This is a genomic window from Micromonospora sp. NPDC047134 (assembly GCF_040643455.1).
In the GTDB taxonomy this organism is placed as follows: domain Bacteria; phylum Actinomycetota; class Actinomycetes; order Mycobacteriales; family Micromonosporaceae; genus Micromonospora.
The window spans coordinates 1-11,419 of sequence record NZ_JBEYUI010000050.1; the positions used below are offsets into that span (position 1 = coordinate 1).

Below are 11,419 nucleotides of genomic sequence, written 5' to 3' on the forward strand. Positions count from 1 at the left end.
ATGAGGTTGGCGGCATCGTGGAGATCGACAACTGCCGCCAACCTCATGATCAACGGGGCGAATCAGGGGGTGGGGGTGGGTGAGAGGGGGTGGGGGTGGGGGTTAGCGGCGGGGTTTGGTGGGGGCGGATTGGGCCAGGCGTTGTAGGCGCTGGGAGCGGTAGTCGCGGCCCAGGGTGGTGAGGAGCAGGTGGCCGAGGATGGCACCGATGCTCGTGGCCAGCAGGTAGAGCAGGACCTGCCAGAAGAAGGTGGCGCTGCCGCTGCCGAAGGGGTTCTGGCCGACCAGCAGGGGTCCCACCAGCATGGTCAGGGCAAGCGCCATGCCGATCGCGGCGGCGACCTCGGCGCCCCACTGCGCCGGTGGGCGGGACTGCCCCCAGGCGATGGCGGTTCCGGCCAGGATCAAGCCGATCACCACGAACATCCCGAGGGTCACCCGGTCGGCGGCCGCCTCGTCACCGTCGAAGCCGAACCGGATGATCAACCGGGCGACCACGTTGACTGCGAACAGCGCGATCGTGAGTACTCCGACCGCGCGCCACCGCTGACCCATCGCACGCCTCCCGCCGTACCGTCCGCCTCGTGGCGGACTCTTGGCAGGAATATCTACCACTCCGGCGGTGCCGCCGTCAGTAGCGACCGGGTCTGGGGGGCCCGGCGACGATCGACCGGAAGGCCGTCACCGCGAAGGCCATCGCCCCGACCACCACCAGGGCCAGCCCCACCCAGTTGCCGATCAGCAGCACGTCACCCTCAGCGGTCCGGTCGGCGGCAGCGATCATGATCACCACCCAGGGCAGGGCCGGCAGGGCCACCGCCCAGCGCCGGCCGACCGTCTCGATGGCGAACCAGCTCAGCGCGATGTTCACCACCACGGCCACCAGCGCCGCCACCCCGATCAGGTAGCCACCGACCCGCAACGGCGCCAGCAGCAGCTCCAGCACCGCGGTCACCGCACCGGCGACCACGGCCACCAGCCCGCCGGTCACCCGCAGCCCCATGTCGAGGACACGCCGCACCCCGGCCGCCCTGGGCGGCGGCGGGAGCTGCTCCTGCGGGGCGACCGACATCGCGGCGGACGAGCTCACCGTTGACCGGCCGAGAGGACCGCCGACGGCTGCGGACTCCCACCCAGGTCCAGCCCGGCGAACAGGTCCGACTCCCAACCGTACGGGCCGCTGCCCGGCCCCTTGGTGCCGACCGCGAGGGTGAAGTACTCCACTCCCATGAACTCGGCACCGAAGTTGCCGGCGATCGAGTAGAGCCAGGAGTTGGCCGGGATCTGGGTGGCGTGCGCCCGCATCGCGGCCTCCTTGGCCGCGTGCTGCTCGGTGGCGTCGATCCGCGCCGCGATCTGCGGGTCCGGGGTGCAGAAGGGCAGCTCCGTGGCGTCCGTGATGCCGGCGAAGGGGTTGTCCGAGGCCTCCTCGAAGTGCGTCATCCCCGCCTCCAGGACACTCTGCGGCATCGCCGTCCAGTAGACCTTCGCCGGGCCGATGCCCTCCCCCGCGGCCAGCTCGACCGCCCGGATCGTCACCCGGTGCGCCTGGATGTGGTCCGGGTGGCCGTAGAACCCATTGTCGTCGTAGGTGATGACCACCTGCGGGCGGATCTCCCGGATGACCTCCAGCAGATAGCCGGCGGCCTCGTCGAGGTCGGCCTGCCAGAAGGCGCGCGGGTTGGCGTTGGTGGGCAGGCCCATCATGCCGGAGTCCCGGTAGCGACCCGCCCCGCCGAGGAACCGGTGGTCGGTGACGCCGAGTTCGGCGCAGGCGGCGGCCAGTTCGGCGATCCGGTACCCGCCGAGTTGATCCGCCTCGGCGGCGGCCAGCCCGGCCAGTTCCGGGACGTGGATCTCACCCTCCTCACCCAGGGTGCAGGTGACCAGGGTGACGTGGGCACCCTCGGCGGCGTAGTAGGCCATCGTCGAACCGGTGCCGATGGTCTCGTCGTCGGGATGCGCGTGGACCAGCAACAGGCGGCGGTCGGGCAGCGTCGTCACGACGGTCACTCTAACCGGCGGTTTGTCCGCGCCGGTCCGTACGCGTCCCCGCAGGTCGCTCACATTGCACTGGCCGCGGGCCTACCATCTGGCCTGTGGACTTTCCCGAGCTGGCCGCCCGCACCCGCAGGTTCAGCCACGGGGCGCCGCGCGCGGTCACCGTGGCCGGCGACGGAGCCCGGGTGGTCTTCCTGCGCTCCAGCGGCCCACAGGATCCGGCCGACGCGCTGTGGCAACTGGACGTCGCCAGCGGCGAGGAGTGGTTGGTCGCCTGCCCGCTCACCCTGCTCGGGGCGGACGCCGACCCCGCCGCGCTGAGCCCCGGGGAACGGGCCCGCCGCGAACGGATGCGGCTGTCCGCCTCCGGCATCGGGTCGTACGCCCTGGATTCCGCCGGTCGGGTGGCGGTGTTCGCGCTGGCCGGTCGGCTGTTCCGGGCCGACCTGGTGCACGGCGACGTGATCGAGGTGCCGGTGGCCGGGCCGGTCCTCGACCCCCGGCCCGATCCGACCGGCCAACGGCTGGCGTACGTCACCGACACGGCCGAGGGGGTACGCCGGGGGCAGTTGCGGGTGGTCGACGGCGACGGCACCGACAGCATCCTCGCCGGTGAGGACTCCGGGGTGGTCTGGGGACTGGCCGAGCACATCGCCGCGGAGGAGTTCCACCGGTACCGGGGCTACTGGTGGGCGCCGGACGGTCGTTCCGTGCTGGCGGCCCGGGTCGACGAGACCCGACTGCCCCGCTGGCACCTGCACGACCCCGCCCAGCCGGCCAGCCCACCGGAGAGTGTCGCGTACCCGGTGGCGGGTGGCCCGAACGCCGAGGTCAGCCTGCACCTGCTCGACCTCGACGGGGGTTGGGTGGATGTGCACTGGGACCGGGAGACCTACCCGTACCTGACCGCGGTGCACTGGGCCGAGGGCGCTCCGCTGATCACCGTGCTGCGCCGTTCCCAACAGCACGGGCTGGTGCTGGCCATCGACCCGCGTACCGGGGAGACCCAGGTGCACGCCGAGTTGGCCGACCCCCGCTGGGTGGAGCCGATCGCGGGCACCCCGGCCCACCTGCCCGACGGGCGGGTGCTGGTCGGCGGCGAACTGGCCCACGACGGGTACGACGCCCGCTGCCTCTTCGCCGACGGCACCCTGCTGACCCCACCCTCGCTGTACGTACGCCGGGTGGTCGGTCGGCTGGCCACGGTCAGCGGCCCGGCGGACCTGCTGGTGGAGGCCAGTGACGGGGAGCCGAGCGAGCAGCACCTGTTCCGGGTGCGTACCAGCATCGGCGGCGGGGTGGACGCCCGCCGGTTGACCACCGACTCGGGCTGGCACACCGCCGCGGTCGGCGGGGAGGTACTGGTCATCGGCACCGCCTCACTGGACCATCCCGGCATCCGCTGGACCGTACGCCAGGGCGACCGGGAGGTGGCCACCCTGCGGTCGCTGGCCGCCACCCCGTCGTACTCCCCGCTGCCCCTGCTGGAGCGGGTGACCGACCGGCGGCTGCCCTCGGCGGTGCTCTACCCGGAGAACTACGTCACCGGCCGACGGCTGCCGGTGCTGCTGGACATCTACGGCGGGCCGGGCCACCAGGAGGTGGTGGCCGCGCGATCGGCCTGGCTGGAACGACAGTGGTGGGCCGACGCCGGCTTCGCGGTAGTCGTGATCGACAACCGGGGCACCCCGGGCATCGCGCCCTCCTACGAGAAGGCCATCCACCGGCGGGTCGCGGACGTGATCCTCGCCGACCAGGTGGATGCGCTGCACGCCCTGGCCGACAAGCATCCCGACCTGGACCTGGATCGGGTGGCGGTACGCGGCTGGTCCTTCGGCGGGTGGCTGGCCGGGCTGGCGGTGCTGCGTCATCCGGAGCTGTTCAAGTGCGGGATCGCCGGTGCCCCGGTCACCGACTGGGCCCTCTACGACACCGCGTACAGCGAGCGCTACCTGGGGATGCCGGACGACGGCCTGGACGTGTACGCCCACCACTCGCTGGTCGACCTGGCCGCCGAGCCGGTCACCGACCCGGCGCAGGCCCGCCCCTTGCTGCTGGTGCACGGCATGGTCGACGACAACGTGGTGGCCGCCCACACCCTGCGCCTGTCGGCGGCGCTGCTGGCCGCCGGCCGGCCGCACTCGGTGATCCCCCTGACCGGCGCGACCCACATGGCCGCCGGTGGCCTCTCCGAACGCCTCCTCCGCCTGGAACTCGACTTCCTCCGCACCCACCTGATGTAAGGAAGGGCACCTTATTAACGCCTGCGGTAGAGCAGGGGTCCCCGGTTAACAAACCGGTCAGCGGTCGTCGGTGGGCTCGCCTAGGGTCGGCCCATGAGCGAGTTCGAGGTGGCGACCGCGGCCGTGCAGGCCGCCCTGGACGCGGGCGCCAGGTACGCCGACGCCCGGGTGATGCACCGGCGCTACGAGTCGATGTCCGCTCGCAACGGCGAGATTGAGGCGCTGACCCAGGACGAGAGCCTGGGGTTGGGCGTACGGGCGCTCGTCGGGGCGAGCTGGGGCTTCCACGCCGTACCGGAGTTGTCCGACCGGGCCGCCCGCGAGGCCGGCCACCGGGCCGCCCGGACCGCCGCCGCCAGCGGCCTGGTCCCCGGCCCCCCGGTCGACCTGGTCCCGGTCACCCCGACCACCGCCAGCTGGTCGTCACCGTACGATGTGGACCCGCTAGCGGTCTCCCTGGCCACCAAGGGTGACCTGCTGGTGGCCGCCACCGCCACGGCGGTCGACCACGGGGCCGACCTCGCCGAGGGGCTCTACCAGATCTGGGACACCACGAAGTGGTTCGTCTCCAGCGAGGGCCACCGCATCGACCAGCACATCCGGGAATGCGGCGGCGGCATCTCGGCCACCGCCATCGGCGACCGCGAGACCCAACGCCGATCCTGGCCCAGCTACCGAGGGCAGTACGGCACCACCGGCTGGGAGCTGGTCGACTCGCTGGACCTGACCGCCCACGCGGCGCGCATCGCGGAGGAGTCGCGGGAGTTGTTGACCGCGCCGCTGTGCCCGGCCGGGGAGACCGACCTGATCCTCGGCGGCGAGCAGCTTGCGTTGCAGATCCACGAGTCCGTCGGACACGCCATCGAACTGGACCGCATCCTCGGCTGGGAGGCCGCCTTCGCCGGTACCTCCTGGCTGGACCTGGCCCAGCTCGGCTCGCTGCGCTACGGCTCGGAGCTGATGAACATCACCATCGACCCGACCATCCCGGGCGCGCTGGGCAGCTTCGGCTACGACGACGAGGGCTCCCCGGCGGTCAGACGCGACGCGGTACGCGCCGGGCGGTGGGTGGGGGTGCTGGCCGGGCGGGATTCGGCCGCCGTCGCGGGCCTGGACTACGGCGGCAGCGTACGCGCCGACGGCTGGGCCCGGCTGCCGATGGTCCGGATGACTAATGTCGGCCTGGAGCCGGGCCCGCACACCCTGGAGGAGATCATCGCCGCCACGGAGGAGGGGGTGCTGATGGACATCAACCGGTCCTGGTCGATCGACGACAAACGGCTGAACTTCCAGTTCGGCTGCGAGATCGGGTGGGAGATCCGCAAGGGCCGGCGCGGGCGGATGCTGCGTAACCCCACCTACACCGGCATCGGGCCGCTGTTCTGGCGCTCGATGGACATGCTCTCCTCCGAGATCGTCTCCTGGGGCACCCCCAACTGCGGCAAGGGCCAGCCCGGTCAGATCGGGCACACCGGTCACCCGGCCGCCCCGGCCCGCTTCCGCAACGTCCGGGTAGGAGTTCACGCGTGAGCAGTGAGTTGGGGCTGGCCGGGCAGGTGGTGGAGTTGGTCGGCCGGCTCGGGGGTGTGGGTGCGCAGGCCGAGGTGACGGTCAGCCGGGGTGAGCTGGCGTTGACCCGGTTCGCCAACTCGGCGATCCACCAGAACGTCGCCGAGTCCGCCGTGGAGGTCCGGCTGCGGGTCCACCTGGATGGTCGTACCGTCGCCGGTAGCGGCACCACGGCCACCCCGGAGAACCTGCGCGCTCTGGTGGAACGGGTGCTGGCGGCGGCCCGGTTCGCCCCCCGGGATCCGGCCTGGCCGGGGCTGACCGCACCGCAGCCGGTGGCGGCCCCGCTGCCGTGGGACGCGGCCACCGCGCAGGCCGGGCCAGATGACCGGGCGGCGCTGGTCCGGGCCTTCGTCGACGCGGCCGGTGGCCTGGAGACCGCCGGCTACTGCCGGACGGCGGTACGGACGGTGGCGTTCGCGAACTCGGCCGGTCAGGCGGTGCAGGGCCGCACGGTCGAGGCGGCGATGGACGGGATAGCCCGGGCCGACGGCGCCGACGGCACGGCCCGCGACTGTGCCCAGCGGCTGACCGACCTGGACGCCGCCGAGTTGGGGCGCCGGGCCGCCGCCAAGGCCCGCGCCGGGACCGACCCGATCGAGTTGCCGCCCGGACGGTATCCGGTGGTGCTGGAACCGGCCGCCGTGGCCGACCTGCTGCAGAATTTCTCCTGGTACGGCTTCAACGGCAGGCAGTACGCCGAGGGGCAGTCCTTCGCCGAGCCCGGGGTGGCCCAGTTCGATTCGGCGGTGACCCTGGTCGACGATCCGCTCGGTGCCGCCGGGCTGCCGTTCGATCTGGAGGGTACGCCGACGTACACCCTGCCCCTGGTGGAGGCGGGCGTCACCCGGGCGGTGGTGCACGACCGGCGCAGCGCCGCCGAGGTGGGCGGCGAGTCCACCGGGCACGCCTGGACCGGCAGCAGCACGATCGGCCCGGTCCCGCGTAACCTGCGCCTCGCTCCAGCCACGACGACCACGGACACCCCAGGCGTCCCGACAACCGCCGCAGGAACAGCCGGGGCGGTGGCCGATGCGGACACTGCCGCCCTGGTCTCCCGGATGTCACGCGGGCTGCTGGTCAGCGACCTGTGGTACACCCGGGTACTCGACCCGAAGAGTCTGGTGATCACGGGACTGACCCGCAACGGGGTGTGGCTGGTCGAGGATGGGCAGGTCACCCGCGCGGTGCGCGATCTGCGGTTCACCGAGTCGTACCCCCGGGCTCTGGGGCCGGGTGGGGTGCTGGAGCTGGGGCGGCGGGCGGTCCGGCAGCCGGGTCGGTGGGACGGGGTCTGGTGGGAGGCGCCCGCCCTGCGGCTGGCCGCATGGAACTTCACCGGAGGAGCGTCCGGCTGACCAGCCATCGGCCACTGGTCGATCTTTTTCGGACGCTCGCATATTGATCATGGCGAGAGGGTTTCCAAAGAGCGGGACACACGGGACACTGCCTTGCGCGGACGGCCCGCCTAGATCGGCGTAACGTGTGTCACTTAGCTGCTCCGGTACGCCCGGCGCGGTCGTTGGTGTGCGCATGACGTGGCAAACGGAGTCGGCAACGCCGATCCGGGTGCCGACCGGGAAGTGTTCCGCCGCCCGTGAGAGGGCCCCGTCAGGGAGACGACACGAATGACATCATCGGCAACGAAGCTGCGGGGGGCGCGCGCCCGCGCCGCCATCGCGGCGAAGACGTTGCGTACGGACCGTTGGTGGATCGCCCCGCTGATCACGGTCATCGGCCTGAGCGCATGGGTGGCGTACGCAACCGTCCGGGTCTTCATGCACAAGTGGTACTGGGTCGAGCAATACCACTACCTGACCCCGTTCTACTCCCCCTGCGTGACCGACCGGTGCATTCCGGAGGCCTCCCACTTCGGGCAGTACCTACCCGGCTGGTGGATCATCCCGGACGCCGCCTTCACCCTGCCGTTCCTGCTGCTGTTCCGGCTGACCTGCTACTACTACCGCAAGGCGTACTACCGGTCGTTCTGGCTCTCGCCGCCGGCCTGCGCGGTGCCGGACGGCCACGCCTCCTACGGCGGTGAGACCCGTTTCCCGCTGATCGTGCAGAACTCGCACCGGTACTTCTTCTACTTCGCCGCGATCATCTCGCTGATCAACACCTGGGACGCCATCGCCGCCTTCCACAGCCCGGAGGGCTTCGGGTTCGGCCTGGGCAACCTGATCCTGCTCGGCAACGTGATCATGCTGTGGGCGTACACCATCTCCTGCCACTCCTGCCGGCACATCATCGGTGGCCGGTTGAAGCACTTCTCCAAGCATCCGGTCCGGTACCGGGCCTGGGGCTACGTCTCCTGGCTGAACGTCCGGCACATGCAGCTCGCCTGGATCACCCTCGGCACGTTGGCGCTGACCGACTTCTACGTCATGTCCGTCGCCGCCGGGTGGATCTCCGACCTGCGGTTCATCAACTAGGGGCCCCACACCATGACGACCAATTCTCAGCACGACCCGAGCACCACCACCCGCATCGAACGACACCACTACGACGTGGTCGTGATCGGGGCCGGTGGCGCCGGTCTGCGCGCGGCGATCGAGGCCCGGCTGGCCGGCAAGAAGACCGCCATCATCTCCAAGTCGCTGTTCGGCAAGGCCCACACCGTGATGGCCGAGGGTGGCGCCGCCGCCGCCATGGGGAACGTGAACAGCCGGGACAACTGGCAGGTGCACTTCCGGGACACCATGCGCGGGGGCAAGTTCCTCAACAACTTCCGGATGGCCGAGCTGCACGCCAAGGAGGCACCGCAGCGGATCTGGGAGCTGGAGACGTACGGCGCGCTGTTCGACCGTACGAAGGACGGCAAGATCTCGCAGCGCAACTTCGGCGGCCACGAGTACCCCCGGCTGGCCCACGTCGGCGACCGGACCGGCCTGGAGCTGATCCGCACCCTCCAGCAGAAGATCGTCTCCCTGCAGCAGGAGGACAAGCAGGAGTTCGGCTCGTACGACGCCCGGATCAAGGTCTTCTCCGAGACCACCATCACCGAGCTGCTGCTCGACGGCGACCGGATCGCCGGGGCCTTCGGCTACTACCGGGAGTCCGGGGAGTTCGTCCTGTTCGAGGCGCCGGCCGTGGTGCTGGCCACCGGCGGGGTCGGCCGCTCCTACAAGGTCACCTCGAACTCCTGGGAGTACACCGGGGACGGGCACGCCCTGGCCCTGCGCGCCGGAGCGACCCTGATCAACATGGAGTTCCTCCAGTTCCACCCCACCGGCATGGTCTGGCCGGTCTCGGTGAAGGGCATCCTGGTCACCGAGTCGGTGCGCGGTGACGGCGGGATCCTGAAGAACTCCGAGGGCAAGCGGTTCATGTTCGACTACGTCCCGGACGTCTTCCGCAAGCAGTACGCGGAGACGCCCGAGGAGGCGGACCGCTGGTACACCGACCCGGACAACAACCGGCGCCCGCCGGAGCTGCTGCCCCGCGACGAAGTCGCCCGCGCGATCAACAGCGAGGTCAAGGCAGGCCGGGGTACGCCGGCCGGCGGGGTCTACCTGGACATCGCCTCCCGGTTGCCGGCCGAGGAGATCCGCCGCCGCCTGCCCTCGATGCACCACCAGTTCAAGGGCCTGGCCGACGTCGACATCACCAAGGAGCCGATGGAGGTCGGCCCCACCTGCCACTACGTGATGGGTGGGGTGGAGGTCGACCCGGACACCGGTGCCGCGTACGGCTCGGTGCGCGGGCTGTTCGCCGCCGGTGAGGTCTCCGGGGGTATGCACGGCTCCAACCGGCTCGGCGGCAACTCCCTGTCCGACCTGCTGGTCTTCGGCAAGCGGGCCGGTGGCCACGCGGCCGGTTACATCGACCAGTTGGCCGCCCGTCCCCGGGTGGCGGTGACCGCGGTGGAGACCGCCGTGGAGACCGCCCTGGCTCCGCTGCAGCGGGACACCGGGGAGAACCCGTACACCCTTCAGCAGGATCTTCAGGCGGTGATGGGCGACCTGGTCGGCATCATCCGGCGGGAGGCCGAGCTGGAGGACGCCCTGGCCCGGCTGGCGGAGCTGCGTGAGCGGGTGGCGAAGGTCAGCGCGGCCGGGGGTCGCCGCTACAACCCGGGCTGGCACCTGGCGTTGGACCTGCGCAACATGCTCGTCGTCTCCGAGTGCACCGCCAAGGCGGCCCTGGAGCGCCGCGAGTCGCGGGGCGGACACACCCGCGAGGACTACCCGACCATGGATCCGCAGTGGCGGCGGATCAACCTGGTCTGCTCGCTCGACGGGGACACCGTCCGGCTGGACCGCAAGCCGCTGCCGAAGATGCGCGCCGAACTGATCAGCCTGTTCGACCGCGCGGAGCTGGCCAAGTACCTCACCGACGAGGAACTCGCCGAGTTCGACGCCCTCGCCGCCGCAGAAGCCGCGGCCACCGACGCCGTCGAGAAGGAGAACAGCTGATGGGTACGAAGCGTCAGTTCCGGATCTGGCGGGGTGACGCCGACGGTGGCGAGTTGCAGGACTACACCGTCGAGGTGAACGAGGGCGAGGTGGTCCTCGACGTGATCCACCGGTTGCAGGCCACGGACGCGCCGGACCTGGCCTGCCGGTGGAACTGCAAGGCCGGCAAGTGTGGTTCCTGCTCGATGGAGATCAACGGGATGCCCAAGCTGGGCTGCATGACCCGGATGTCGACCTTCGAGGAGAACGAGACCGTCACGGTCACCCCGTTGCGTACCTTCCCGGTCATCCGGGACCTGGTCACGGACGTGTCGTTCAACTACGAGAAGGCCCGGGAGACCCCCGCCTTCGCTCCCCCGGCGGACCTGGCCCCCGGTGACTACCGGATGCAGCAGGTCGACGTGGAACGCTCACAGGAGTTCCGCAAGTGCATCGAGTGCTTCCTGTGCCAGACGGTCTGCCACGTCATCCGTGATCACGACGACAACAAGCCGGCCTTCTCCGGGCCTCGGTACTTCATCCGGGCCGCCGAACTGGACATGCACCCCCTGGACACCCGGACCGACCGCAAGGAGTACGCACAGTCGGATCAGGGCCTCGGATACTGCAACATCACCAAGTGCTGCACCGAGGTCTGCCCCGAGCACATCAAGATCACCGACAACGGGATCATCCCCATGAAGGAACGGGTCGTTGATCGCAGGTACGATCCTCTTGTGTGGCTCGGCAGCAAGATCTTCCGGAGGGGTCAAGTGCCTCAGACCAGCGTGACCAGTGAACACTCCCCGGGCGCGGTGCGCTCCAGCGCCACCGGCCACGGTGTGCACTCGCACGCGGGCGGCTCGCACGACTCCGCCGCGGAGGTGCAGGCACAGCAGGGCGTCAACTGGCACCGCGAGGTGCCGCACCCGACCGCCCCGGCAGTCGACGCGAACGGCAAGCTCCCCCTGACGGAGCTCACCTTCGACCGCGCCGCCGCCCCCAGCCCCTTCGGCGACGACGTGACCTTCCCGCTCCCACCCGAGCACCTCAACTTCGCCCACCCCCAACAGGACGAAAAACCCTAACCACCGCGAATGGGGGAGGGGGGGGGGGGGGGGGGGGGGGGGGGGGGCGCCCGGGGCCACCGACAAAGCGACGCGCCGGAGGCGATCTATGGGGGGTGGAGGAAGAACCCCGCACCCCACC

9 protein-coding genes are annotated in these 11,419 nt (G+C 70.9%); 6 read left to right on the forward strand and 3 right to left on the reverse strand.

Going from position 1 to position 11,419, the window contains the following annotated elements; all coding sequences use genetic code 11:
- Positions 1 to 102: 102 nt before the first annotated feature.
- The 3 genes from ABZ795_RS28580 to mshB all read right to left on the reverse strand — a co-directional run bounded on the left by ABZ795_RS28580 (position 103) and on the right by mshB (position 2,013).
- Positions 103 to 555: a hypothetical protein gene (locus ABZ795_RS28580; RefSeq protein ID WP_327024174.1), complete on the reverse strand. Its 453-nt coding sequence runs from the start codon at positions 553 to 555 to the stop codon at positions 103 to 105.
- A 76-nt stretch (positions 556 to 631) separates the two neighbouring features.
- Positions 632 to 1,072 (reverse strand): hypothetical protein, encoded by a 441-nt coding sequence (locus tag ABZ795_RS28585; RefSeq protein ID WP_327027431.1) that lies wholly within the window; start codon positions 1,070 to 1,072, stop codon positions 632 to 634.
- Positions 1,073 to 1,086: 14 nt separating this feature from the next.
- Complete coding sequence (gene mshB, locus ABZ795_RS28590) at positions 1,087 to 2,013, reverse strand: N-acetyl-1-D-myo-inositol-2-amino-2-deoxy-alpha-D-glucopyranoside deacetylase (RefSeq protein WP_327024173.1); 927 nt, start codon at positions 2,011 to 2,013, stop codon at positions 1,087 to 1,089.
- 86 nt (positions 2,014 to 2,099) lie between these two features.
- Between mshB and ABZ795_RS28595 the strand changes: the two genes are divergently transcribed.
- From ABZ795_RS28595 to ABZ795_RS28620, 6 genes are all read left to right on the forward strand, one after another.
- Positions 2,100 to 4,244, forward strand: a complete 2,145-nt coding sequence (locus tag ABZ795_RS28595) for a prolyl oligopeptidase family serine peptidase (RefSeq protein WP_357532623.1) — start codon at positions 2,100 to 2,102, stop codon at positions 4,242 to 4,244.
- Positions 4,245 to 4,337: 93 nt separating this feature from the next.
- A complete protein-coding gene (locus tag ABZ795_RS28600) occupies positions 4,338 to 5,774 on the forward strand; it encodes a TldD/PmbA family protein (RefSeq protein ID WP_327024171.1) in 1,437 nt (478 codons plus the stop codon).
- A complete protein-coding gene (locus tag ABZ795_RS28605; protein ID WP_327024170.1) occupies positions 5,771 to 7,171 on the forward strand; it encodes a metallopeptidase TldD-related protein in 1,401 nt (466 codons plus the stop codon). Before ABZ795_RS28600 ends, ABZ795_RS28605 begins: the two co-directional genes overlap by 4 nt.
- 270 nt (positions 7,172 to 7,441) lie before the next feature.
- Entirely contained in the window at positions 7,442 to 8,248 is an 807-nt protein-coding gene (locus ABZ795_RS28610; RefSeq protein ID WP_327024169.1) for a hypothetical protein, read from the forward strand.
- Positions 8,249 to 8,260: 12 nt separating this feature from the next.
- Positions 8,261 to 10,231, forward strand: coding sequence for a fumarate reductase/succinate dehydrogenase flavoprotein subunit (locus ABZ795_RS28615; RefSeq protein WP_357532624.1), 1,971 nt, complete (start codon positions 8,261 to 8,263; stop codon positions 10,229 to 10,231).
- On the forward strand, positions 10,231 to 11,298 hold the full coding sequence (locus ABZ795_RS28620) for a succinate dehydrogenase/fumarate reductase iron-sulfur subunit (protein WP_357532625.1): 1,068 nt from the start codon (positions 10,231 to 10,233) through the stop codon (positions 11,296 to 11,298). The genes ABZ795_RS28615 and ABZ795_RS28620 overlap by 1 nt, the downstream gene beginning before the upstream one ends.
- Positions 11,299 to 11,419: the final 121 nt, after the last annotated feature.

Bases quoted from the DNA above. Each gene is read 5' to 3' on its own strand.
- ABZ795_RS28580 (WP_327024174.1), bottom strand. From the start codon at position 555: ATGGGTCAGCGGTGGCGCGCGGTCGGAGTACTCACGATCGCGCTGTTC.
- ABZ795_RS28600 (WP_327024171.1), top strand. From the start codon at position 4,338: ATGAGCGAGTTCGAGGTGGCGACCGCGGCCGTGCAGGCCGCCCTGGAC.
- ABZ795_RS28615 (WP_357532624.1), top strand. From the start codon at position 8,261: ATGACGACCAATTCTCAGCACGACCCGAGCACCACCACCCGCATCGAA.
- ABZ795_RS28585 (WP_327027431.1), bottom strand. From the start codon at position 1,072: ATGTCGGTCGCCCCGCAGGAGCAGCTCCCGCCGCCGCCCAGGGCGGCC.
- ABZ795_RS28620 (WP_357532625.1), top strand. From the start codon at position 10,231: ATGGGTACGAAGCGTCAGTTCCGGATCTGGCGGGGTGACGCCGACGGT.
- ABZ795_RS28610 (WP_327024169.1), top strand. From the start codon at position 7,442: ATGACATCATCGGCAACGAAGCTGCGGGGGGCGCGCGCCCGCGCCGCC.